At 61.7% G+C, this 24,506-nt stretch carries 23 protein-coding genes and 1 pseudogene; 8 read left to right on the top strand and 16 right to left on the bottom strand.

Translation table 11 applies throughout. From position 1 onward, the window contains the following. Both M3484_RS06465 and gyrB read left to right on the top strand, forming a co-directional pair. Complete coding sequence (locus M3484_RS06465; RefSeq protein ID WP_249496236.1) at nt 1-621, top strand: LysE family translocator; 621 nt, start codon at nt 1-3, stop codon at nt 619-621. An 81-nt stretch (nt 622-702) separates the two neighbouring features. Next, nucleotides 703-3,153, top strand: coding sequence for a DNA topoisomerase (ATP-hydrolyzing) subunit B (gyrB, locus tag M3484_RS06460; RefSeq protein WP_092900190.1), 2,451 nt, complete (start codon nt 703-705; stop codon nt 3,151-3,153). Between the two features lie 59 nt (nt 3,154-3,212). Here gyrB and M3484_RS06455 read toward each other — a convergent pair whose 3' ends face one another. The 5 genes from M3484_RS06455 to M3484_RS06435 form a co-directional block, all read right to left on the bottom strand. After that, nucleotides 3,213-4,448, bottom strand: a complete 1,236-nt coding sequence (locus M3484_RS06455) for a saccharopine dehydrogenase family protein (protein ID WP_249496235.1) — start codon at nt 4,446-4,448, stop codon at nt 3,213-3,215. A 50-nt stretch (nt 4,449-4,498) separates the two neighbouring features. Further along, complete coding sequence (locus M3484_RS06450; protein WP_249496234.1) at nt 4,499-5,593, bottom strand: carboxynorspermidine decarboxylase; 1,095 nt, start codon at nt 5,591-5,593, stop codon at nt 4,499-4,501. 136 nt (nt 5,594-5,729) lie between these two features. Further along, nucleotides 5,730-6,557: a CE1 family esterase gene (locus M3484_RS06445; RefSeq protein ID WP_249496233.1), complete on the bottom strand. Its 828-nt coding sequence runs from the start codon at nt 6,555-6,557 to the stop codon at nt 5,730-5,732. Nucleotides 6,558-6,679: 122 nt separating this feature from the next. Further along, on the bottom strand, nt 6,680-7,384 hold the full coding sequence (locus tag M3484_RS06440) for a winged helix-turn-helix domain-containing protein (RefSeq protein WP_092900198.1): 705 nt from the start codon (nt 7,382-7,384) through the stop codon (nt 6,680-6,682). Further along, a complete protein-coding gene (locus M3484_RS06435) occupies nt 7,356-7,640 on the bottom strand; it encodes a hypothetical protein (protein ID WP_092902125.1) in 285 nt (94 codons plus the stop codon). Before M3484_RS06435 ends, M3484_RS06440 begins: the two co-directional genes overlap by 29 nt. Nucleotides 7,641-7,943: 303 nt before the next feature. Here M3484_RS06435 and M3484_RS06430 point away from each other — a divergent pair, with 303 nt between their 5' ends. Continuing rightward, nucleotides 7,944-8,453: a hypothetical protein gene (locus M3484_RS06430; RefSeq protein WP_249496232.1), complete on the top strand. Its 510-nt coding sequence runs from the start codon at nt 7,944-7,946 to the stop codon at nt 8,451-8,453. A gap of 93 nt (nt 8,454-8,546) precedes the next feature. Here the strand turns inward: M3484_RS06430 and M3484_RS23950 are convergent. After that, nucleotides 8,547-8,738, bottom strand: a pseudogene (locus M3484_RS23950) (ArsR family transcriptional regulator); the annotation flags it as partial. Nucleotides 8,739-9,324: 586 nt separating this feature from the next. On the opposite strand from M3484_RS23950, the gene M3484_RS06425 reads away from it, so the two are divergent. The 5 genes from M3484_RS06425 to M3484_RS06405 are packed head-to-tail and all read left to right on the top strand — an operon-like array spanning nt 9,325 to nt 14,762. Continuing rightward, a complete protein-coding gene (locus tag M3484_RS06425) occupies nt 9,325-11,697 on the top strand; it encodes a sensor histidine kinase (RefSeq protein ID WP_249496231.1) in 2,373 nt (790 codons plus the stop codon). Continuing rightward, complete coding sequence (locus M3484_RS06420; RefSeq protein WP_249496230.1) at nt 11,694-12,347, top strand: response regulator transcription factor; 654 nt, start codon at nt 11,694-11,696, stop codon at nt 12,345-12,347. Before M3484_RS06425 ends, M3484_RS06420 begins: the two co-directional genes overlap by 4 nt. Before the next feature lie 2 nt (nt 12,348-12,349). Then, nucleotides 12,350-13,114: a LamB/YcsF family protein gene (locus M3484_RS06415; protein ID WP_249496229.1), complete on the top strand. Its 765-nt coding sequence runs from the start codon at nt 12,350-12,352 to the stop codon at nt 13,112-13,114. A gap of 6 nt (nt 13,115-13,120) precedes the next feature. Then, nucleotides 13,121-13,813, top strand: coding sequence for a 5-oxoprolinase subunit B family protein (locus M3484_RS06410; RefSeq protein WP_249496228.1), 693 nt, complete (start codon nt 13,121-13,123; stop codon nt 13,811-13,813). Further along, nucleotides 13,806-14,762 carry a 5-oxoprolinase subunit C family protein gene (locus M3484_RS06405; protein ID WP_249496227.1) on the top strand — a complete coding sequence of 319 codons (957 nt, stop codon included), beginning with the start codon at nt 13,806-13,808 and terminating at the stop codon, nt 14,760-14,762. The genes M3484_RS06410 and M3484_RS06405 overlap by 8 nt, the downstream gene beginning before the upstream one ends. Here the strand turns inward: M3484_RS06405 and M3484_RS06400 are convergent. The 10 genes from M3484_RS06400 to M3484_RS06355 all read right to left on the bottom strand — a co-directional run bounded on the left by M3484_RS06400 (nt 14,759) and on the right by M3484_RS06355 (nt 24,496). Continuing rightward, nucleotides 14,759-15,097 (bottom strand): hypothetical protein, encoded by a 339-nt coding sequence (locus M3484_RS06400; protein ID WP_249496226.1) that lies wholly within the window; start codon nt 15,095-15,097, stop codon nt 14,759-14,761. The two genes, M3484_RS06405 and M3484_RS06400, sit on opposite strands and share 4 nt — an antisense overlap. Nucleotides 15,098-15,100: 3 nt before the next feature. Further along, a complete protein-coding gene (locus M3484_RS06395; protein ID WP_249496225.1) occupies nt 15,101-16,186 on the bottom strand; it encodes an EscU/YscU/HrcU family type III secretion system export apparatus switch protein in 1,086 nt (361 codons plus the stop codon). A 2-nt stretch (nt 16,187-16,188) separates the two neighbouring features. After that, nucleotides 16,189-16,983, bottom strand: a complete 795-nt coding sequence (locus M3484_RS06390) for a flagellar biosynthetic protein FliR (protein WP_249496224.1) — start codon at nt 16,981-16,983, stop codon at nt 16,189-16,191. Beyond that, entirely contained in the window at nt 16,980-19,052 is a 2,073-nt protein-coding gene (gene flhA / locus M3484_RS06385) for a flagellar biosynthesis protein FlhA (RefSeq protein WP_249496223.1), read from the bottom strand. Before flhA ends, M3484_RS06390 begins: the two co-directional genes overlap by 4 nt. A 10-nt stretch (nt 19,053-19,062) precedes the next feature. Continuing rightward, nucleotides 19,063-19,746, bottom strand: coding sequence for a transglycosylase SLT domain-containing protein (locus M3484_RS06380; protein WP_249496222.1), 684 nt, complete (start codon nt 19,744-19,746; stop codon nt 19,063-19,065). Between the two features lie 80 nt (nt 19,747-19,826). Then, on the bottom strand, nt 19,827-22,043 hold the full coding sequence (locus M3484_RS06375; protein WP_249496221.1) for a hypothetical protein: 2,217 nt from the start codon (nt 22,041-22,043) through the stop codon (nt 19,827-19,829). Nucleotides 22,044-22,066: 23 nt separating this feature from the next. Further along, nucleotides 22,067-22,936, bottom strand: coding sequence for a flagellar motor stator protein MotA (gene motA, locus M3484_RS06370; protein ID WP_249496220.1), 870 nt, complete (start codon nt 22,934-22,936; stop codon nt 22,067-22,069). Nucleotides 22,937-23,027: 91 nt separating this feature from the next. After that, entirely contained in the window at nt 23,028-23,591 is a 564-nt protein-coding gene (locus M3484_RS06365; protein WP_249496219.1) for a MotE family protein, read from the bottom strand. After that, nucleotides 23,588-23,995, bottom strand: a complete 408-nt coding sequence (locus tag M3484_RS06360) for a DUF6468 domain-containing protein (protein WP_249496218.1) — start codon at nt 23,993-23,995, stop codon at nt 23,588-23,590. Before M3484_RS06360 ends, M3484_RS06365 begins: the two co-directional genes overlap by 4 nt. Nucleotides 23,996-24,004: 9 nt before the next feature. Continuing rightward, nucleotides 24,005-24,496: a flagellar basal body-associated FliL family protein gene (locus M3484_RS06355; protein WP_249496217.1), complete on the bottom strand. Its 492-nt coding sequence runs from the start codon at nt 24,494-24,496 to the stop codon at nt 24,005-24,007. Nucleotides 24,497-24,506: the final 10 nt, after the last annotated feature.

Here is a 24,506-nt window from a genome sequence, read left to right as displayed (position 1 = left end):
ATGACCGTGACCCTGTGGCAATTACTGGTCTATGCCGGTGCGATGGCAGCACTCTGGGCCGTGCCTGGGCCGGTCTGGGTCGCATTGCTGGCGCGGGCGCTTTCGGGCGGCTTTGCGGCGGCCTGGCCGCTGGCGGTGGGGGTAGCGCTTGGCGATCTGGCCTGGCCCTTTGCCGCAATCATGGGGATGAGCTGGATCCTCAGCCAATATGGCGGGTTTCTCGAGATCCTGCGCTGGCTGGCGGCAGCGATTTTCCTTCTGATGGGGATCATGCTGCTGCGTGCGCCCGGTGGTGCAGTGACCGCCGACAGCCGGCTCACACGGCCCGGGCTGATCGCAGGCTTTACCGTCGGCCTTGCGGCGGTGATCGGCAACCCCAAGGCGATCCTGTTTTACATGGGCGCGCTGCCCGGATTCTTCTCGCTTGATCAGCTGACCCGCTGGGACATTCTGGCGATCATCTCGATTTCCGCCTTTGTGCCGATGCTTGGAAACCTTGCCCTCGCGCTGTTTCTCGACCGGGCGCGGGCGCTGTTGCAAAGCCCGTCGGCGCTGCGGCGGCTCAACATCGCGGCAGGGGTCATGCTGATCGTCGTCGCCCTGCTTATCCCCTTTCTCTGACTACAAAATCTTGTGGCAGATGCGTGACATTCCCGCTCTGAACCGCTATAAATCGCGGGCAATCTGAGGGGTTACGTGACCATGGCTGAAGAAGCCCGCAAGCCCGCCGAGTACGGTGCCGATTCCATCAAAGTTCTCAAGGGGTTGGAAGCCGTTCGCAAGCGGCCCGGCATGTATATTGGCGATACTGATGACGGCTCGGGCCTGCATCACATGGTCTATGAGGTCGTCGACAACGGCATCGACGAGGCGCTGGCCGGTCATGCCACCGAAGTGGTGGTGACGATCCACGAAGACGACTCCGTCTCGGTGCGCGATAACGGGCGCGGCATCCCGGTCGGCATCCACCCGGAAGAGGGGGTTTCCGCCGCCGAGGTCATCATGACCCAGCTGCATGCCGGCGGGAAGTTCAACAATACCGATGACGGCGGCAATGCCTATAAGGTCTCGGGCGGCCTGCACGGGGTCGGTGTTTCCGTGGTGAACGCGCTGTCGGAATGGCTCGACCTGACCGTCTGGCGCGATGACAAGGAATATAAGGGCCGCTTCGAATTCGGCGAATGCACCACGCATGTCTATGAGGCGGGCCCGGCGCCCGGCAAACGTGGCACTCAGGTGCGGTTTCTGGCCTCGGCCAAGGTCAATCGCCCGGACGGGACATTTTCCAACCTCGAATACAGCTTCAAGACGCTGGAACACCGGCTGCGTGAACTGGCCTTTCTGAATTCGGGCGTCCGGATCGAGCTGAATGACCTGCGCAGCGCCGAGCCGCAGCATGTCGAGCTGTATTACGACGGCGGCGTGCGGGAATTCGTGAAATATCTCGACCGCTCGAAACAGTCGGTGATGGCCGAGCCGATCTATATCGTCGGCGAGCGCAACGGGATCGGCGTCGAGGTCGCGATGTGGTGGAACGACACCTATCACGAAAACGTCCTGCCCTTTACCAACAATATCCCGCAGCGCGATGGCGGCACCCATATGGCGGGCTTCCGCGGCGCGCTGACGCGGACGATCACTTCTTACGCTCAGTCATCGGGCATCGCGAAAAAGGAAAAGATCGACTTTACCGGCGATGATGCGCGTGAAGGCCTGACCTGCGTGTTGTCGGTAAAAGTGCCGGATCCGAAATTCTCCAGCCAGACCAAGGACAAGCTGGTCTCCTCCGAGGTGCGGCCTGCGGTCGAAAACCTGGTGAATGAAAAGCTCGGCGAATGGTTCGAGGAAAACCCGGCCATTGCGAAAGTGATCGTCGGCAAGATCCTCGAAGCCGCACTGGCCCGTGAGGCGGCGCGCAAAGCGCGCGAGCTGACGCGGCGCAAGACGGCGCTGGATGTCAATTTCAATGCCGCCAAGCTGAAGGACTGCACCGAGAAAGACCCGTCGAAATCCGAAGTCTTCCTCGTCGAGGGTGACTCGGCAGGTGGGTCGGCCCAGACCGGGCGCGACCGCAAGAACCAGGCGATCCTGCCCTTGCGCGGCAAGATCCTGAACGTCGAACGGGCGCGGTTTGACAAGATGCTGGGCAGCCAGGAGATCGGCAACCTGGTGATGGCGCTTGGCACCGGCATTGGCCGCGACGAATTCAACATCGAAAAACTGCGCTACCACAAGGTCGTCATCATGACCGATGCCGATGTGGATGGTGCGCATATCCGGACGCTGCTGCTGACCTTCTTCTTCCGCCAGATGCCGGAACTGATCGAGGGCGGCTATCTCTATATCGCGCAGCCGCCGCTTTATAAGGTCGCGCGCGGCAAGTCCGAAGTCTATCTGAAAGACCAGGCTGCGCTGGATGATTACCTTGTAGAACAAGGGCTTGAAGGCGCCGTCCTGCGTCTGGCAACGGGCGAGGAAATCGCCGGCGCCGATCTTGCGCGGGTGCTTGAAGGCGCCCGTCAGTTCCGCCGGATCCTTGACGCCTTCCCGTCTCACTACCCGCGGCCGATCCTTGAGCAGGCGGCGCTGGCAGGGGCGTTTGAGGCCGGCGCGGCAGATCGTGACCTCCAGTCGGTGGCGGATCAGGTGGCGCGGCGGCTCGACCTCGTTGCGCTGGAATATGAGCGCGGCTGGTCGGGGCGCATCACCCAGGACCAGGGCATCCGCCTGTCGCGCATTCTGCGTGGCGTGGAAGAGCTGCGGACGCTGGACGGTGCCGTGCTGCGCTCGGGCGAAGCGCGCAGGCTGGCGCAGTCGGCGGGCACCCATCGCGATGTCTATCGCAATCCGGCCCGCCTCGTGCGTAAGGATCGCGAGCAGATGATCTATGGCCCCGGCGATCTGTTGAAAGCCATCCTTGCCGAAGGCGAGAAGGGCCTTTCGCTGCAACGCTATAAGGGTCTGGGCGAGATGAATCCGGAACAGCTGTGGGAAACCACGCTGGACCCGGAGGCCCGCACGCTCCTGCAGGTAAAGATCGACGATGTGGCCGAGGCCGACGACATCTTCACCAAGCTGATGGGCGATGTGGTGGAGCCGCGACGCGACTTCATCCAGCAAAACGCGCTGACGGTCGAGAACCTCGATTTCTGATCAAAGCATAAAGAAAAAACCCCGCGAAGCAGGCGCTTTGCGGGGTTTTTCTTTGTCTGTCAGTAGCTGAGCAGCCGGTCGCCATCCTTGTCGATGATGCGTGTCGGCAGGCCGATTTCGTTAAGAAGATTGATAAAAGGCTTCGGATCCAGCTCTTCGGCATTAACCATGGTGCCGACATCCCAGAGGCCCTCGGCGATCAGAACCGCAGCAGCAACCGGCGGCACACCAGCGGTATAGCTGATGCCCTGGCTGCCAACCTCTTCGTAGGCCTCCTTGTGATCGGCGGTGTTGTAGATCATCACCTCGACCGGCTGACCGTCTTTCTCGCCTTTGACGAAATCGGCGATCAGCGTTTTGCCGGTATAGCCCGGCGCCAGGGTTGCCGGATCGGGCAGCACGGCCTTGACCACCTTCAGCGGGATGACTTCCTGCCCTTCGGCGGTCTTCACCGGTTGTTCAGACAAAAGCCCGAGGTTTTTCAAAACGGAAAAGACGTTGATGTAATGGTCGCCAAAGCCCATCCAGAACCGCACATCGGCCTGGGGATAGTTTGCGGCAAGGCTGTGGACCTCGTCATGACCTGACATATAGGCCTTTTGCGGGCCGACAACCGGCAGATCCCAGGTCTTGCCGATCTCGAACATCCGGTTTTCCTGCCAGACACCGCCCTGCCAGGAATAGACCGTGCCGGTGAACTCGCGGAAGTTGATCTCAGGGTCGAAATTGGTCGCGAAATACTTGCCATGAGAACCGGCATTGATGTCGACGATGTCGATCTCGTTAACCTTATCCATCATATCGGCCGCAGCACGGGCCCAGACGTTAACCACGCCCGGGTCGAAACCGATGCCCAGAACGGCCGTCACGCCCGCCGCTTTGCAGGCGTCGCGCTTTTTCCATTCATAATTGCCATACCAGGGCGGCGTCTCGCAGATCTTAGTCGGATCTTCATGAATTGCGGTATCAATATAAGCGACACCGGTTTCGATACAGGCGTCCAGCACCGTCATATTCACGAAAGGAGAGCCCACATTGATGACGATCTGAGCCCCGGTTTCCCGGATCAGCGCCGCCACCGCCTTGCTGTCCATCGCGTCGACCGAATGGGCTTCAAAGCGACCTGCGACTTTCATCGCGTTTTTCTCATGGACTGAGGCAATGATCGCCTCGGCCTTGGGCTTCGTGCGGCTGGCGATATGCAGCTCCCCAAGGCGGTCATTCAGCTGCGCCGCCTTATGCGCCACCACCTGAGCGACGCCACCGGCGCCAATGATCAACACGTTGCGTTTCATGGGGAAACCGCCTCCTCTTGAGTGCTGGGGAAGGGGGGACTGCCTGGGCCTCAGCCGAGACTGTCCCGGTAATCGGCATAGCCGAATTCGCGTGCGACAGTGAGCGAGCCATCCAGCTCTCTCACCACGATGGACGGCATTTTCACGCCATTGAACCAGTTCTTCTTGACCATTGTATAGCCGGCCGCATCCGGGATCGAGATCCGGTCGCCGATCTGCAAAGGCGCTTTGAACCCATACTCGCCATAAATATCGCCGGCGAGACAGCTCTTGCCGCAAACCATAAAGCGATGCGGCCCGGTATCGTCCATCCGGGCGCTTTCGCGGTAGATCAAGAGGTCAAGCATATGCGCTTCGACCGAGGAATCCACGATGGCAAGGTCTTTGCCATTGTTCAGCACGTCGAGCACCGTCACTTCCAGCGTGGTCGTGTTGGTGATCGAGGCTTCGCCAGGCTCAAGGAACACCTGGACGCCGAACCGGTCCTGGAAGACCCGAAGCCGCTCGGCCAGGGCTTTCAGCGGGTAACCTTCGCCGGTAAAATGAATGCCACCACCAAGGCTGACCCAGTTCAGACGGCGCAAAAGCGGGCCGAATTCTTCTTCGATCCGCGAGAGCTGGCTGTCAAACAGCGCGAAATCGCGATTCTCGCAATTGTAATGGATCATGAAGCCGGAAATCCGGTCCATCACCCGCTCGATCTTTGCCTGATCCCATTCACCGAGGCGCGAAAACGGTCGCGCCGGGTCAGCGAGGTCGAAGCCGCTGGTCGAAAACCGCGGGTTCAGCCGCAGCCCACGCTGGATCTGTGCCGACTGATTGTCGAACCGCTCCATCTGGCTGATCGAGTTGAAGATGATCTTATCGGCATAGCCAACCGCTTCTTCGATCTCGTGATCCGCCCAACCCACGGAATAGGCGTGGGTTTCTTTGCCGAACTTCTCGCGCCCCAGGCGCAGCTCGTAAAGCGAGGAGGAGGTCGTGCCATCCATGTGCAGCACCATCTGGTCAAATACCGGCCAGGTTGCGAAACACTTCAGCGCCAACAGGCATTTCGCGCCCGACAGGCTGCGAAGCTCATCCATGATCGCCATATTCCGCGCCAGTGCGGTGCGATCGATCAGGTAATAGGGCGTCTGGATCATCGAATCCCCCCGGGTTGCAGCAGAGAACCAACGGCCACACGGCCAGAACGGCCATGTAGGGCCGCAGGCCCCCTGATGCAAGCATCATCGGTGTTGCTTAGCCCGCCGTCTGTGACGGCGGGATGACAGAAAGCTGTCACTTTGCTGCAAACCAGGCCCAGGCATCGGCGGCAATGGCGGGCGCCGCGTCGTAGAACCAGTGGTCGTGGCCAGGGATCACCACCAGGTCCGTCGAATGCCCGGCAGAGGCCAGAACCTGTGCCGACTGCCGCACCTGGACAAGCGGAAACAGGCGATCCTGGTCGCCGACATAGATCCGGACCGGCACCGGGTTTTCCGGCTGACCGGTCGCAAAGAGCGCCCCGGCATGAGCCACGATCGCCCGCACGCCCGCAGGCGGCCGGGCGGAAAGCGAGAGCGCCATATTCGCACCCGCCGAATGTCCGAAAAGGTAAATCCGGCTGCGATCTATTGCATAGAGATCGGCGGCATCGGCCAGAACCGCCTCGAGAAATTCGACACCATCGCGGCTGCCCGACCAAGCCTGGCTGTCAGCAGCATCCGGTGCAATCAGCATCAGGCCTTCGCGCTTTGCAATTTCCTGCCAGGGCGCCAGCATATCGCGCCCGTTGCGCCCCGAGCCGTGGAACAGGATCACGACAGGCGCGGTCTGGCCGGATTTCGCCCCGTCATAGCCGTACCATATCCGGCTTACGCCATTCACCTCGAGGATATGCTCGCTGACGCCCGGGGCGGGGATGGCCGGTGCCGCGCTCTGGCGTGGCGCGGCAAGCGTCGCGTTAACAGTTTCGGTGAAATCCGCCCCGCCCGAGGGGGCAGGAACCGGGGACAGTCCCGTGGCTGGCTGCCAGTCCGGGATGAAGCGCGGCGCGGCGAGCAGAAACGCACCGCCCAAAAGCGTGAAAAAAACGAAAGAGAGGAGCGTGTTCAGGTAGCGTTTCATTCCGGGCAATTTTCAGTATCTTGGACAGGGTTCGCCTCCTGATTGCTGCCCGATTGAGACAACCAGAAGGCGTCATGGTGATTTGTTGGGTCCAACTTTCGGGAAACAGCAACAATCCCGGGTCAGATCATGCGGATCGTTTCCTTTCCAACGGCCAAAACATATCCGCGCCGGGCAATGGTCTTCACCAGAAGCTCGCTCACCAGTTGATTGCCAAGTGCGTCGCGCAGGCGTTTGACCCGCGTGGCCCCTGCTGCCTCTTCGCAATCCGCCTCGGACCGGCCCGAGATTACCGCTTCGATCTGCACCCCGGTCAGCACTTCGTCATCCATCCGCGCCTCTGCCAGCACAGAGAGCGTCTCCAGCGCGGCCTCGGTCAGGGTGAATTCCAGGTCGTTGATATAAACCGCCCGCGCCTCGCGCGAGATCATCAGCGAGGAGACCTGGATGCCTGACCGCTGGATCGCGCCGATCTTCTTGTTCAGCACGATGATCATCACAAGGAAAACCAGGGCCGCAACCAGAAGTGCAGACGAAAAGACCAGCAGCACGAAAATCACCATCCGATAGCTGGTCAGTACCTCGGAAAAAGTGGTTCCGGACCCCGCCAGAATCTCAAGAAGCCGGATCTCGGCCCCGCTGCGCAGGTCGTCATTCTCGATAAAGATCCGCTCAACCCTTGCATTGAATGCATTGGCGTCGGGCAGGTTCAGGAACAGAAGCAAGGCGGCCGCGAACAGAATCAGCACGATCCCGGCGATGCCGAAGGTCACGACCCGGTTGCCCTGTTTCAGGCTGTCAGTAACGAAGGAACCAGGCCCCGGCATTCGCTTTCCTCTCATCCAGCCCCTCCGGCCCGAAAGTGGACAGGACATTGAGCAAAGTCCAGCCGCCGGCGGCAAGACGGGGTTTCAGCTCGGCTCCGGCCTTGCCCGGAGAGCAGTTGCCATCGGAAACCTGTGCCACCCCATAGTGGAGTTGCAACGGGTCGTCTTTCTTGGCTTTGTAATCTGCGTAGCAATCAGCCGCCGCAGGCCCGGCAAGGGCAAGCGCCAACAGGGCGGCAAGCATGGTTCTGATCATCTCCGGCTCCATCGTCGGATTACTGCCCGTCCCTTAACGGGGCGTTATATTTCTCTGCTCAATCTGCGGAAATCCGCCTGGATATTCAATAACGAGCACGGCCTGACGGCGGTGATATCCCATATCACGCGCGTCGGGTGCGGCTGTTATGGCCTGGCCATGCGCCGATATTGCGCGACCTTGGCGCTGCGGGCCAGGTCGGGTCATCCGCTGCAGGACGCTGTCGGCCCTCCCGAATCCAGACCGGGGTCAGGGATGAGGACAGCGACTGACAGCGGCGCAACAAGACCCAAGGAGGCATTCGTGCAGCATTACAGGACAGCAGCGGCTTCGGCCCGGCAGAGCAACCAGTCGCATCCCGATGATTTCGATTTCGGCCAGGCCCGCGCGACGGGCAAGCCACGGAAAACAGCACGCCCCGGCCTCACCGCCGGTCTGATTGCCTTTGCTTTTGCCGTATCAATGTTCATGCCGGTCGGCGCAAAGGCGGAAGCCGCCTGGCAGCGCTATCCCGATCAGCTGAGCGAGCCGGTCCGTCCGGGCATTCTGCCCGAGGTGCTGAACGTGGACAGCAAACGCGGGACGCGCCCCGGCTGGGAAAAACCGCATCGCGCACGTCTGCCCGGGGTCTGTGCGCTGCAGATCGACGGACGCCGCGGCTACAGCGGCTATTCCGAGAATTGCCTGCGAAATCAGGGGCTGCGCGAAAAGCTTCCGCGTGACTGCGGCACTGCGGCCCGCGTTTTCGGGCAGCGCGACCGGCTGTTTTCCTCGGCCTGCCTGCGCGATTTCGGCTATCTGCTGCGCGATTGATCCGCCATGGCCCGCGCGCGTCCGCAATCCGGGCGCGCTTGCGATCCTGTAGCAGATCGTCTGGCTATCGCGGCGGCCGAAAATGATCCTGTCGCGCCGCAAAAGCGCCAGATGCTGCGAGACAGTCAACTCGCAGAACCCAAGATACCCTCCCAGCTGGCCTACCGATTTCTCGCCCTCGATCAGGTGGTAGAGGATCAGAAGCCGGTGCCGGTTTTCAGGCGCCCTCAGGAGCGCGCCGGCCTCCTCGGCGGCGGCGAGCAGGGTCTGAGGGTTCAGGTCCATCGGGGGATGCGCCTGACCCTATCTATATAAAATCGCTGATAAAAACAAAGCGTGCGGCCAAACTGTCACAAAAGGCCCGAAAACAAAAGCACCCCCGAGGCCGAGGGGGACTCCGGGGGTGAGATCACCGATAACTGGTCCGCCGGTGGGTTGCCGGGAACCAGCAACCACCAACCGGCGGCCTGACAGGTTACTCACTGACACGTCAACTCGTTAAGCGCATTGGCAACGTTCGTGCACAACGACCGCCCAAGGCCCAGACCGCCGGCGGTCTGAAACTGGAACTCTACGGATCCGGCATACAGACTTATTCCATGGGCCCGGTAAAAGTTAAATTCGCGTGGTTGCCTAGGCAGAACTGCCTACTTCCTTTTACAGGGTAACGGGCATTCGCCTTACAGGGCCACTGGCATTCGCCGACCGTAGCCTCTAACCTGCCCCGGATCCGGCCCAGCCCCGGAAGCTTGCAATAACAGGCAGAAATTTTGCAATCAGGCCCGAGACTTGCGTCACCACAGTGCTGCCCCGGCCCCGCCGAGTCCGCCTTCCGTGGCGTCAACGCGCGCCTGGACTGCGGAGGCCGGTGATGCGCTATTCGCTGCGGATCCTTCTGGCGCTCTGCCTGGCCGGCCTGCAGCTGATCGCTGTTCTTGCAGTGGTGTTCTCGTCATATTTCACCTCGGAAAAGGCGCTGATCGCCCATGCGCGCCACCTGTTGCGCGATGTCGGCACCAATGCGATCGAACATTCCAAGGGCTTCCTGAACCCCGCCCAGGGTGCCGCCGAACTCGCGGCGCGGCTGGCGCAGAACCAGGTGGTTGCCAGCGATGACCAGGCGCGGCTTGAACAGCTCCTGTTCCAGCAATTGCAGATCTCGCCGCAATTTGCCGGCCTCTATTTCGGCGGCGAGGATGGCCATTTCGTCATGGTCTCACGCACGCCCGATCAGGCAGGGCCGTTCCGCACCAAGCTGATCACGATTGAAAACGGCGTCCGTCGGATCGAACTGATCTGGCGCCGCGATGATTTCTCGGTCATGGCGCGACGGCTGACCCCGGACGATCCCTATGACCCGCGCACGCGCTCCTGGTTCATCCTGGCAAAGAACAGTCTCGGCACCGTCTGGACCGACCCCTATATCTTCTTCTCGTCGCAACAGCCGGGGATCACCCTGGCGGCGCCGGTGCTGCGTCCGGTAAAAGGCAAACGTGGGGCCAGCGGCGCGCGCAGGTCGATCTGGGGCGTGGTCGGTGTCGATATCGAGATCAGCCGCATCTCGGAATTCCTGTCGCGGCTTCAGATCGGCACCTCAGGTAAGGCGCTGATTATACACAAGAACGGTGATGTTATCGCGCATCCGGACATGGACCTGTTGCGGATCACTGCCGACGACGGCTCGTTGCGCTTCGCCAGTATCGGCGAGATTGAAGACCCCATTGCGCGCGCCGCCTTTGCACCGCTGGCAAGCAGCGGCGAGTTGAAAATCGCCCAGCTCACCCCCTCACAATTCACCTATAAAGGTGAATCCTATGTCTCGACCGTGATGCCGACGATCAGTGGCAAATTGCCCTGGACCATCGGCGTCTATGCACCCGAGAGCGACTTTACCGCCTCGATCAAGGACAACCGGACCCAGAATATCTGGATCGCTGTGCTGGTTGCCGCGACCACCGGCATTGTCGGGCTCTTGCTGGCCGATTACATCTACCGCCCCGTCCGCGCCTTTGCAGTTCGCAATGCCTTGATTTCTCAGGGTGAAGTCGACACCTCAAAACCGCCGCCGCGCACCTATAAAGAGCTGGAAAAGGCCAATTCCACCCTGATGCAGCAAATCGTGGCCCGCCGCGAGGCAGAACGCGAATATGGCCAGACTTTCGAGCTTTCGACCCGTGCGATGGCGCAGATCTCGCCGGTGGATGGGTCGATCATCCGCGCCAATGCGAAATTCGCCGAACTGGTCGGCGCCCCCTCGACCGGGGCGGTGATCGGGCGCAAAGTGACGGATGTCGCGCATCCTGACGATCTTGCGGCCTATGCCTGCGCCGATGGATCGCAGGTGAATGAGACCGGCGGAGCCGAGGCCAGCCAGGAAATGCGCTGGTTCCGGCGCGATGGCGCGGTGATCTGGGTCAAGCTGAATTCGATCATCATTCGCGATGAGGCGGGCAAGCCCCTGCATGGCGTGCTGACCGTCGATGACATCACCGAGGAAAAGGCCAGCGCCGGCAGGATCGAGCAACTGAACCGCGACCTCTCTCATATGGCGCGCGGCAATACGATGGGGCAGATGGCGGCCGGGCTTGCGCATGAGCTGAACCAGCCGCTGACCGCGATCTCGCAAAATGCCGATACCGCCTTGCTGGCGCTGCAACTGGGCAAATGGACCGACACCGAGCTGCGCGAGCTTCTGACCGAAATCGAAAGCCAGTCCCTGCGCGCCGGAGATATCATCCGCGCCCTGCGGGGCTTTATCCGCAAGGACGAAGGCGCGCTTGCGCCCTTTGATTTCGCTGAACTTCTGGGCCAGACGCTGCGCCTCGTCCAGGCCGAAGCCCGCGATTCCGGCGTGCGGATCGTCGAGGATCTCGCTGTGCTGCCACCGGTTCTGGGCAACCGGATCCAGGTGGCGCAGGTGCTGGTCAATCTTTTGCGCAATGCCATCGAAGCCATTGCCTCTGACAGCGAAAACACGCGCCAGGTGACCGTGACCGTGCGGCCTTTGCTGCAGGACAGCCGCGACATGCTGGTCGTGACGGTCGAGGATACCGGGCCAGGCGTCAGTGACTCCATCACGCTTTTCACCCAGTTCGACACATCGAAACCCGAAGGGATGGGCCTTGGTCTCTCGATCTGCCGGTCGATCATCGAGGCGAATGGTGGCACGCTCTGGCATGAAAAGCCGGGGACGCGCGGCGCAAGATTCTGTTTCACGCTGAACACAGCTGCGGAGGCGGTATGAAAGAGCAGTCGATTGGACAGCAGGACCCCGTGACCGGGCTCACGGTCTTTCTGGTCGATGATGACGAGGCGATCCGCAATTCGCTCGCCCGTGCACTGCAAAAGCGCGATTACCGGGTCGAGACATTTGCCTCGGTGGCGGATTTCCTGCTCCGCTATGATGGCGAGGCACCCGGCTGCCTGATCCTTGATTACGGGATGCCAGGGATGAACGGGCTGGAATTGCAGGCCTGGCTGGCCAGGGCCGGCCATGACCTGCCGATCATCTTCATCACCGGCCATGGCGGCGTGCCGGAATCGGTGCAGGCGATCAAGGCGGGCGCGCTGGATTTCCTTGAGAAACCCTTCCGGCAGTCGGTACTGATCGAACGGATCGAGACCGCTTTCGCGATGGTTGCCGAACATCACGCCGCCCGCGCCGGGACCGAGCGGCTCAGGGCGAAATTCGACCGGCTTACCAGCCGCGAGATGGAAATCGTCAGCCATATGGTGTCCAATCCTTCCGAGACCTCCAGCAAAGAGGTCGGCGCGCGGCTGGGGATCAGCCCGCGCACGGTCGATCACCACCGGGCGCGGATCCTTGAGAAGCTGCAAATCCGCTCGGTGGCAGAGCTGATTTCGATGGCGCAACATTTCCTCGCAAAGGGCTGAGCATGGGGCAGATCGACCTCAATTCCGATCTCGGCGAAGGCTATGGGCCCTGGACGATGGGCGAGGATGCCCGGATGCTTGAGCTTGTGACTTCGGCAAATCTGGCCTGTGGTGGCCATGCCGGTGATCCCGAAACCATGTTCACCGCGCTGTCGCTGGCAGCTTCCCGGAATGTCGTGATCGGCGCCCATCCCGGCTATGCCGACCGCGAGGGGTTTGGCCGGCGGGTGATACCGATGCAGCCGGCCGAAATCACCCGGATGGTGGTGGCCCAGACCGCCGCTTTGCAGGGTCTGGCCGCGCTGGCCGGGGCCGAGATCCGCTATCTCAAACCCCATGGTGCCCTGTCTGGCCTGGCCGCGGCGGATCCGGTGATTGCCGGCGCCATTGCCGATGCGATTGCCGCGCTGCCGGGCCGCCTTGCATTGCTGGCGATCTCGGGGACGGCGCTGGAAAGCACCGCGCGCGCGCGCGGCCTTACCGTCTTTTCCGAGATTTTCGCGGATCGCGCCTATCTGCCCAATGGTCAGCTGATGCCGCGCAGCCAGGCCGGCGCCGTGCTGCATGACGCTGATGAGATTGCCGAACGCCTGATCCGGTTCCTCGACAGCGGTATGATGCCGGTTGCGGGCGCGGCGCCCATCGCGCTTGATGCGCAGTCGGTCTGTATCCATGGTGATACGCCGGGCGCCGTCGATCTTGCCACCGATCTGCGCCAGCGGCTGAGCGCGGCGGGCGTGGCGATCCGTCCCTTCCTGGCCGGCTGAACAATGATGACCGACGCACCGCGCTTTCGTCCCGTCGCCGAACATGGCCTGCTGGTGGAATTCGGCGAGGGCGTGGATACGGCGCTGCATGACCGCGTGATGGCGCTGGATGCCGTGCTGAACGCCGCGCCGCTGCCGGCGATGATCGAAACCGTGCCCGGGAATGCCTGTCTGCTGGTGCGTTTCGATTGTCTGGCGACAGATCATGGCAGCGTGGAGGCAGCCATCCGTCAGCGGCTCGGCACCGGGCGGCCCCAGGTGCCGGAGGGCCGGCTGCATGACGTTACAGTGTGCTATGACGCGCCCTTTTCTCCGGATCTCGCTTCGGTTGCAGCGATGACGGGGCAGAGCCCGGAAGCAGTGATCGCCGCCCATCTCGGCGGCGCGTATCAGGTCAGCCTTTACGGCTTTGCGCCGGGCTATGCCTATCTGACCGGCGTGCCGGATTCGATCCGCCTGCCTCGCAAATCCGCTGCCATCCGCGACATCCCGGCGGGGTCCGTTTTGATCGCGGGTTCGCAATGCATTGTTTCGACACTGAAAATGCCGACCGGATGGTGGATCATTGGCCGTTCGGCCACAAGGATCCTGACGGCTGACGCGGCCCGCCCCTTTCTCTTCGATCCCGGCGACCGGGTGCGGTTTCGCCGTATTCGCCAGGACGATCCGGAAATGGCCCCGGAAATGACCGATGTCTGAGGTCGAACTCTGCCTGCGCTTTGCCGGTCCGCATGTCTCGATCCAGGACGAGGGCAGGCCAGGTTGGGCGCGTTTTGGTGTGCCGCAATCGGGCGCGATGGACCGGCTCGCCATGCGGGCGGCGAATGCGGCCATCGGGAATGCCCCCGGCACGCCGGTAATCGAGATTTCGCGCGGTGGCGTTCAGATCGGCTGCGAGGCGGGAGAGATCGCCTTTGCCCTCACCGGCGGTGGTTTCATCCTGGAACATGCCGGCCAGCGCCTGGGATCCTGGTCACGCGGGCTGCTTCGGGTCGGGGAAACCCTGGTGATCAGGCCCGGCATCTGGGGCAATTGGTGTTATCTGGCCTTTGCCGGGCAAAGCCTGATACCGACCTGGCTGGAGAGCGCCGCCACCCATGGGGCTTCCGGCTTCGGAGGTGGCAAGCTTGCGACGGGTTCAAAGCTGCATTTTACCCCTGTCGGACCGCGCCTGCCTTTGTCGCCGCATATCCCCTGCCCGATCCTGGCGCGCCCCCGCCATATATTGCGTGTCACGCCCGGCCCGCAGGAGCGTTATTTTCCCGAAAGCTCCGTCGAGGCGCTCTATGCCGGCCCCTGGAATGTGACCATCGCAGCCGATCGGATGGGAACCCGCCTCAACGGCCCAGCAATTGCACCGCGTGCGCCGCTTGATATGGCATCAGAACCGCTCACACGCGGCTCGATCCAGGTGGCGGGGGACGGGGTCGCGACGATCCTCACCGCCGATCATCAGACAACGGGCGGCTATCCCCGGATCGCGACTGTGCTGGATTGCGACCTTGACGCCTTCGCGCAGGTGACACCGGGCCAGAGGATCGCCTTCGTGCCGGTTACGCCAGGACAGGCCATTGCTTTCGCCCGGCAGCACCAGTCCGCCTCGGAGCGTTACATTGCGCGCCTCGCTTCCCTGGGTCAGCGGGTTTAGCGCCTTTTCCTGCCCTCCTGCAGCCGGACGAGAACCTGATCTCTTCCAAAAGCCTGTCGCGCCGCTGCAAGCTCTGTGCGCCAAATCACCTCTTGCCGCGCCAGTTGCTGGTTCAGTTTTGTCCTGCGCCCGGCCGCCCATGCTTCATAGACCAGAAATCTCTGTGCCTCGGTCATATCCGCCATCGCCGCCTCATCTGGAACCCGGTTCAGCGCCGCCAGCCTTTCCCTGACTGCCTCCCGCTCTGCCGCAGCTTTGGCGAGGCTGGCCGCCCGAAGTTCAAGCACCATGCCGGCCATCCTGCGCAGCCGATGCAGTTTTTCGGCCCGATTCATCGCTCATCTCCGTTTTCTGGCTTTTTCCCTCATCATGGCGGCGAACCGGATCGCCGCCGCCACGGCGGCATAATGTTCGCGCCGGATCTCCTGGCCGATCTCGGTGATCCCGTAAATTGCCCGCGCGGTGGCAGGATCGCGCCGGATCGGCACCCCGGCCTCCTGCGCGCGTTCCCTTATCCGCGCCGCGATTTCATCAATGCCTTTGGCAACACAAACCGGCGCCCCACCCCTGATCCGGTCCCATTTCAGCGCAACGGCGTAATGGGTCGGGTTGACGATCACCACATCCGCGCCCGGCACATCGGCAAGCATCTGCCGCGTCGCGATTAACTGCGCCCGGCGCCGGCGATCGGCCTTCATATGCGGATCGCCCTCGCTGTCTTTCATCTCATCGGTCAGGTCTTTCCGTGTCATCCGGTTGCGCCGCATGAATTCGGCGCGTTGCCAGAGGTAATCCACCGCGCCTATAACAGCGTTGAGCGCAATCACCAGGGCAAGGAAACCGGCAAGCAGACTGACCAGCAAAAGTGCCACCTGCCCGGCCCCGAGCCGGGTACTGCCAATGATCTGATCGGCGCTGCTGGTCAGAAACAGGGCCAGGGCCAGCGAAATCAGCACCATTTTCACTGATTTCTTCAGGAAATCGACGAGGCCGCCGCGCCCGAACTTCTGTCCGAAATTGCTGATAATCGAGATCCGGGACATTTTCATAGTCAGCTTTGGCGGTGCAAAAACGAATCCTTTTGACGCAATCAGCCAGATCAGGATCAATGCCGCCGGCACCAGCAGGAGCGCGATGACCGGCCCGGCCATCGACAGAGCAGCCCTACCGATCACGGCGGCCGCCCCCTGATCGCCGGGCCACGGCAGGCGGTCGGCCTGATCGAAAAAGGTCGCCGCCATCTCTCCGGCCCGGGTGATGGCAGCTTTGCCAAAAATGGCGGCGGCCAGCAGAATGCCCGCACCTGCAAGCGCGGCGTGGATATCTTCGGATCTGATCGCATCGCCCTCTTCCCGTGCCCTTTCCAGCCGGCGGGGAGTCGGGTCGAACTGCTTTTCATCCTGATCACTGTCGGAGCCTGACATCATCAGGGTCCGAACGGATCAAGCAGGCGGACGCCCAGGGCATCGTGCCAGCTTTGCAGCAGGAAAGGACTGGCCAGGGCAAGCAGGATCAGGCCGCCAAGGGTCAGGGCCGGCGCTCCGATAAAGGTCACCATCAGAGAGGGCATGGCGCGGTTGATGGCCCCAAGCGCAAGATTATAGAGCAATGCCGCGAGGATGAACGGTGCAGAAAGCGTGAACGCGAGGGAGAAGGCCCGCGCGGTCAGCCCCAGCGCCCAGCGCGAGATCTCGCCCGGATCCGGCAGCTGACCGGGGGGCAGAATTTCATAGGAATAGACCAGCAGTTCAACAGATCTTGCCAGCCCGCCCATAGAGCAAAACAGAACAAGCCCGCCAAGTGTCAGCAGATTAGACACGATGGGCTGGGGCTCGGGCCCGGTTCCGTTGAACATCTGAGCCAGTGAAATCGACTGACCGATCATCGTTCCTGCGGTTTGCAGGCAAAGGATCATCAGGCGCAGCGTGAAACCAAGGAGCAGGCCCGCGACAAGCTCTGCCGCAATGTTGAGGGGGGTAAAGACGGCGCTTTGCGGGTCTGCGCCAGGCAAGCCAGCCGGCGCCTCAAGAACGGCGGGAAACACAATCGCCGTTATGACCATTACGGCGGTGATCTTAACCTTTTGTGGCAGGAAGCTTTCGCCCAAACCGGGGAGCAATGCGACCGCCGCGCCGACGCGCAGAAAAACCAGCGCCGCCTGCCAGATCATCCCCTCTGCGATACTGAAAACGCCGCTGAGTTGCGCGATCAGGCCGGTCATGCCGCGACCTGACCGAATAGCGCAGGGCGACTGTCCGCGCCGATTTCCTCATAGGAGAGGACAGGAACTCTGAGCCCCCGCGCCTGAATGACAGTGCGCAGGAACCGTCGTCTTGCCGCCGAGGTGACGATGGCAGGCGAGGCGCCGTTCTCGCCGGCTTGCCCGACCCGCTCAGCTATCCCATTGGCAAGCTTTGCAAAAACATCCGGCGGCAGGGCGACATCGCGCAATCCGCGATCCCCGTCGGTTTGATGGGCCTGGAAGGTCCGCTCCCATTCGGGGGCAAGCTGGATCAGCGGCACGGTTCCGTCTTCGCGGCGGAATTCGGCAACGATCTGGAAGCCGAGGCGCTGACGGACATGTTCGCAGACCGCCTCGGGGGAGCCGAAACTGCGCGCCTCGGCGACCGCTTCCAGGATCAGCGGCAGGTTTCTGACAGAGACCCGCTCCTCGAGCAGCAGGCGCATGACCGCATGAAGCAGATCCATCGGCACTTTCTCCGGGATCATATCGTCGAGCAGCCGACGGTTCGCCTCTGCCCTGCCCCGATCCGAGAGATCGGTGAATTCGTCGAGCAGGCGGCGCAGACCACGCAGCGACAGAAGTCGCGAAAGGCTGGATTTCAGAACTTCAAGCAAATGGGTGGCCAGGACTTCGGCCGGCGACACGACCGTCAGGCCGGAGAGTACCGCATCCTCCTGATAGTCCGGCCGGATCCAGCGGGCAGGCGCGCCGTAGACAGGCTCTTTAACATCCTCGCCCTCGGGTGCGCTGGCGCCATCAGACATCAGCACCAGCACGCTATCCGGAACCAGCCGGTCAGTTACTTTTGCGACGCCCTGAATGCGGATCCGGTAATGTCCCACCGGCAGCATGGCCTCATCCGTGAGACGAATTTCGGGGAGAATAAGCCCATAGGTCGCGGCGATATGATTGCGCATACTGGCAATCCGCCCATCGAGGCCGGTCGCAGGATCCAGCGCCATATCCACGAGATCTGGCGAGAATTCGATATGAATTTCGTCAAAATCAAGCACATCTCCGATATGGTGTTTTGCAGTGGTCTGGGTGTTGCTGAGCACTGGTTCGGCCTTTTCTACAGGCTTTCTCCGGACAAGGCGCGCAAGCCCTGCAAGCCCGGCCGCCGTGCAGACGAACGGAAGGAAGGGCATGCCCGGCAAAACCGCGAGAACCGCCATTAACCCGGCAACGGTTGCAAGGGCCGCGGGATATTTCCCAAGCTGCTCCACCAGGCTGATATTGACGGCGCCTTTGGTGCCGCCGCGCGAAAGAAGGAGCGCTGCTGCAACCGAGATGATTACCGCAGGGATCTGACCCACCAGACCATCCCCAACCGTAAGAATCGCGTAGGTCGAGAAAGCGCGGGCGGCATCCATATCGTGCATCCCGATACCAACGCCCAGGCCCACCACAAAATTCAGCGCGGTAATCAGCAGTCCGGCGATCGCATCGCCTTTCACAAATTTCGAAGCACCGTCCAGAGAGCCGAAGAATGTGGTTTCGGCAAGTTCGGTTTCACGTCTCTGGCGCGCCTCGTCATGCGTGATCGCGCCGGCGGACATATCCGCATCAATCGCCAGCTGGCGCCCCGGCATCCCGTCGAGCGCGAACCGCGCGCCGACCTCTGCCATTCGCCCCGCGCCTTTTGTAATGACGATAAAATTCACGATCATGATGACGGTGAACACCACCAGGCCGAGCACGATATTGCCGCCCATGATAAAGCTCGCGAAGCCCTCGATCACATGGCCGGCGGCAGCCGTGCCAGTATGCCCCTGGCCGATGATCAGCCGGGTCGAAGAGACATTGAGCGCAAGCCGCAGCAGGAGAGATGCAAGAAGGATCGTTGGGAAAGACGAAAAGTCCAGCGGCCGTTCGACAAACAGCGTGACGGTCAGCATCAGGATCGCCAGAGAGAAGGACAAGGCCAGGCCGATATCCAGCAATGCGGAAGGTATCGGCAGGATCATCATGCCGATGACAGACATCAGGGCAACGGCCATCAGGACGGTCGGATGGAACAGGTTGCGCGCTCTCAGAGTCTCCATTTCGGCCGCCTCACGGTGACCCAAAGAGCGGGCGCGCAGAGCCCGAAACCGTCACGAGTGAGCCCAGGCTCAGAACATTTCCCATTTGCAACAAGGGATAATTGTTCTCGCGCGGTGTATCGGCGGCCATCAGAGCACTGTCTAAAGACTGGCCCTGCACGGATGCATGGATCGGCCTGAAGCGCATCATATAGCGCTCTGCAAGTTCTGGTGTAAAAGAGTGAAAGCCCGCAACTGCTTTTTCCCAGCTGCCGGTCTGGTGCATCAGGTCAGACAGAAATCCGGCCGCGTAATCGGCATTATTTTGCGGGTCTATCATCGCATCAGTTGATGCAAAGGCTTTACCATGCCAGCGCCAGTTTAACTGAAAACAGCCAATATCTATATTGGTCACGCCCCGGGCGATGACAGTGTTGAGCCATTGCAGCGCCTGCACCCGGGTGTCGAACCATTTACTGTCGCCCGCCTGGTTCAGCGCCCAGGGCCAGGGCTCCGCGCCGTTCACGCCCTGACGGCCGGTTTCGGTCATTGCGACTGCCAGCAATATGTCACGCGGAACACCGGAGACCTGAGACGCACGGTTAATCGCGTCCAGACATTGCCGGGCCTGGTCAGCATTCTGACCAGTTGCCGGAATGCCAGATGCGCATAGTATGAACAGGGGAAGGCCAGTCAAAAAGCTGTATCGTGACATTCTGTCTGATCCACAGGAGCCGGATCATTTCCGGATGAAGTGTGCAATTCGACTATTGCGCATTGGTGGTTGCCAAAGGGTTACGGAAACTGCGCCGGAACAGCCTGCATCAGGTCGATTATGGCTTTGCGCGCAGTCTCGCTTTCGCCTGCCAGTCTTGTGCCGCGCGCGAGAATCCCCTCGGAGGCTCCGTCTGCCGGAGATGAGAGCAATATGGCCGCCGCCGGGCTGAGGCCCGCCGCATCCTGATCGGCAATGTAGCTCCAGTCGCCGGCCCAGAACTCCGCCCGCAGGGCTCTGCGCTTGTCGCCGCTTGCCAGAAAGATAGCAGCGGCAGCATTTGCGTTTCCCAGTTGTATCGCGGCCCGCGCCCGCAGAGCATCCGCTTCGGCACCGCCGAGGCCTGCAAGGATCCGAACCGTAAGCCGGGCATCGCGAATCGCAAGTGCGGCCTCAGCAGCCAGCACCCGGTCGGCCTCCGCCTCCAGGCTGCCGGCAGGCCCAAGCCAATGCAGCGCTTCCTGAGCGAAGCCGAAACGCAGCAACCGTTGCGCAACCTGTCTGTTAACTTCTCTTTTTCCGCGAGGAGGAACAGAAACCTTCAGCGCCTCTGTCAACAATATCTCATCCGGCGCCGCGACCGAGGCGAGGTCCCACAGGTCTCCGTCGGTATCGGGGGCTTCCGGCAGGAGATCGAACGCAGCCCGAAAATTGCCTGTCATGGCAAGAGTAAGAACTTCGGCCCGCCGGATGCGTGAATAACTGTCTGTCCCTCGCAGCTCTGCTGTCAATGCAGCGAGCTGCGCCGCCAGATCCGGCGGAAGCAGGCGATCCCCCCGGAAAGCGGATTCCGCACGCAAAATTGCCGCCTCCGCAGCCGAAACTCCCGGATCGGAGAGCACTTCTTCCGCAATATCCGCGGCCGCGTCGGCATTGCCGGTTGCGAGTTCGATTCCGGCATCCATTAACCGGACCTGCTGACCAGTCGGCCCGGGCATGCGCAGAACAGCATCCCGCAATCGGCGTGCCGTGGTTTCGTCGCCTCCCGCCATGAAATAGCTGACCAGAGCAGGAGCGAAGTGGCGGCGCAGATCCTGAGAAAGTGCCGAGAAACTGCGGGTAACTGCGGCCGTATTCGGCGCAGTTGCACTTCGCTCAGATCCTTCCGTCGCAAGCGCAAGAATTGCCCACAGGGCAGCATAGGAATCGCAGCTTTCCATTCCCGAAAAGGCCCCGCGATGCCCGGGTTCCAGATCCACGAGGTAGCTGAGATCGTAAAGTGCGGCCTGTTGAGCCGCCTCTTCTACTGGCAGCAGTGTGAGAATTTGCCTCGCCTCCGCACCGAAGCCGAGGGCAATATTAACCCGGGCCGCCTCGAGCACATTTTCGACCACTGGCTGGTCGAACTCTGTCAGGAGGTTCGTCCGCAGATTGCTCAACGCGGCAAGCGGCGCCTGGTCCGGTAGCCATGCCCCAATATCTGTCATGCGATCGGGAAGACAGGGTTTGCCGTCAGCCGTCAGATTTGGCCCCGGGGACCTGTCGGTTCCGGCGCGAATTCCCGGCATCTCGCCATTCGCAATCCGCACGCCGGGTGTTTCGGCCAGGGGGGATTTCGCCGGTGCCGGCAATTCCGTGAGAGCACCGGGCACGACTACCCCTTCGACAATGCCAAGACTGATCTGCCGCAAGAGCGCATCGCGCAATGGAGCCAGCAGAAAACGCATGTCATCGCTGGCTTCTTCATCGCTGACTGAAGGCTCGGATGGCAGACCGAAACCTGCTATTTCAAGCCAGTTGTAGGTGGGTTTCTGCTCCACGCCTGACGCCAAAGACGCTTTCGGCGGTTTGATAATCGGCGCGGCATTAATCGGGGCTGCCGGGTCTTGCGACGGCTGGTTTCCTCCGGCGGGGTCACCTGCCTCAAAGGGGCGCTCGAATTCAGATCCGGGGGGCGCGGGTCCGTTTCTGACATCTATCGCAATGATGCCCGGCCTGACCTCGAAAGCGATTGCGTGGCAGGTGCAGCCGATATCGATCCGAAGCGCCCCGGAGCCCTTGTCCTGCGAAAGAGACCGGATGCGGGATTTCGGGATTTTGTCGAAGGCTTTGCTCAGATCATAACCGTCAGGCTGATCTTCAGCCCTGAAGGCATAGCCCCCCTCCTCCTTGCCAAGTTTCCAATGGCCGAGCGACGAGGTTTCGATCACAATCCGCGTAAATTCTTCATGTTCACCACCACGAATCCGGGCAATTTCGGCCTGAGAAGCAGATGGCAGCAGGATAGCGAGGACCACAGCCGCACTCCGGAACGCGTGCATCATGCTGCCTCTTGCTTAAGAGCACGCAGCGCTTCTTCAAGATCGCCAAATTCCGGACGCATGTGATGCGGCGTGTTCTGGCGTCCGACCTCGATACAGATATTCGCCGGATGGCGATGCAGGTTCGCGATCAGAACCTCACGTATCAGATTGTAGAAGTGGCCATCTTCCTCGATCACCGACCGGACACGCGCGGCGAAGGGCCCCATGAGCCCATAGGCAAGGAACACGCCGAGAAAGGTGCCCACCAATGCGCCACCGATCATTTTGCCAAGTATTTCGGGCGGCTGATCAATTGAGGACATTGTCTTGATTACCCCAAGAACCGCCGCGACAATCCCGAGCGCAGGCAAGCCATCAGCCATGTTCTGCATCGCATGACTGGAATGCAGTGCATGGGTCATCTGCACGTCCATGCGTTTGTCGAGAACTTCCTCCACCTGATGGGGGTCATCGTAGTTCATCGAGGCCGCACGCAACGTGTCACAGATCAGATCAACGGCGTCATGATCCGCCTGAATGCGGGGATATTTGCCAAAGATGGTCGAAGCACCGGGATTCTCTACATGTTCCTCCAGGGCGACAGGGTTCGCCCTGGCCAGCCGCACCAGCTCGAACAACAGGCAGAGCAGATCGCGGTAATCTTCCGGCTTCCACCTGGGGCCTTTGAAGACCTTGCCAATATCCCGCATGGCCTGTTTCACACCGGACATTCCATTCGATATCAGGAAGGCCCCGACGGCCGCACCACCAATCATGGCCAGCTCGAACGGCAGGGCTTTCAGAATGATCCCGAGTTTACCGCCAGCCGCAGCATAGCCGCCGAAGACCATGATAAAGATCACTGCAATGCCGATCAGACCGATCATGGGAAATATTCCTGCCTTGGTTCACGCCAGCCTGGAGGGAAGGCGTTAAAAAAACGCCAGGCTTGCCGCCCGTCAGCCAGACGATCCGCAGCTATTCGCGCGGCGCAGCCGCATTCCTGCCCGCGAGAATGGCACTGACCGCATAGGCTTTGTCCGGTGCCATGCCGGTCAGGATCGCGGCTGCGGCATCGGGGCGCATCCGCCCCAGAAACCCGGCGGCAAATTGCGACTCCATCGCCGTGAAAAGAAGGGCTGCATCTTTTGGCTTCATCGATTCGTAGACGGTGGTCAGCCGCGCAAGATCCGCCTCTGCCGCACCATCCGCGAGTGCGAGGGTCGCACGCAGTTCCGTCTCCGTCTGGCGAAGAGCTTCCATTCTGCCGTCGAGGACCTCACTCGCGAGATCCAGAGCCGCTGCGCGATCCGCCAGCGCAGCTTCCTGAGCGGTCACCCTGGCCTCCCGCGCCGAGAGGGCGGCGGCAAGCTCCTGCGGCAGCGGACCGCAGTCTTCGGCAACCACGGTTTCCGGCACCGGATCGGCGCCCGCCGCCCAGGCAAGCGAAGATCCAAGGCCATCGCCAAACCTCACCGCCCCGGATGCCGCGAACAGAAAGGCGATCAGAACCAACGTACCGCGCCCGGTGCGACGGTTCATTCGGCGGCTTCCATCACGCTGCCGCGTCGACGCACCAGCCGCACGCGACGCAGATCCTCGCTATCCTCTGGTGTCCTGGCCATGGCATATGGCTGCAACGCAAGGCCGCCAGGCGAAGCTGCCGGGATATCATGCATCGCGGCCACCATAAGCTCGAGCCTGGTCGAGAGATCCTCCGCGCGGCTGGTCAGGGCCGCAAGACGCTGGCCGGACTGACCAGCCACCTGCTGCGCCTTTTCCAGCGCGCGCGTCATTTCATCAACCTGGCCCGAGAGCACGGCAATCGCCCCCCCCATCCCGGTTTCCAGCGCAGTAAAGCGCCGCAGGCGGCCCGCCAGAACATAGCAGTAGACTGCTGCGCCCAGGGTCGCGGCCAGCAGCAGAATATCGGCGATCAAGGTCATTTAAGCCCCTCAGTTCATGACAAATTCGGTGATCAGAAGATCGCGCACCCTGCCTTCGCCGGTGACAATCTGGATACGGCGCAGCATTTGCGCCCGAAGCCGCGTCATCGCGCCAGGATCATCAAAACCAGCAGGATCGACGGCGCGCAGATAGCTGTTCAGGACATCAAGCACGCGCGGCATCAGCAATGTGACCTCGGCCGCATGGGGCTTTGCCACCTCGATCTGGGCCGCGAATCGCAAATGCCGCCCGGGCGCCCCGGGGGGCAGCGAAATCAGGATCTGATCCACCGGAACATAGGCGATATCCGAGAGCCCCTGCACCTGCGACCCGGCCAGAGCATCGTGCCCCGCGCCCAGCAAAAGGCCCGATTTCATGACATAGAACCCCGCGCCACCCGCGCCGGCCGCCAATAAAAGGCCAATCAGCAGCGGCAGCTTCGCGCGCTTTTTTCCGGCCCCCTCCGCGGCAGCCTCTTCAGGAATTGCAGTATCCGACACGCGCGCCTCC

It is taken from the genome of Pseudomonas sp. GX19020 (assembly GCF_023371075.1).
GTDB lineage: Bacteria > Pseudomonadota > Alphaproteobacteria > Rhodobacterales > Rhodobacteraceae > Pseudogemmobacter.
The sequence above is the reverse complement of the archived record's forward strand: the minus strand, read 5'-3'. Positions and strand labels throughout refer to the sequence as shown.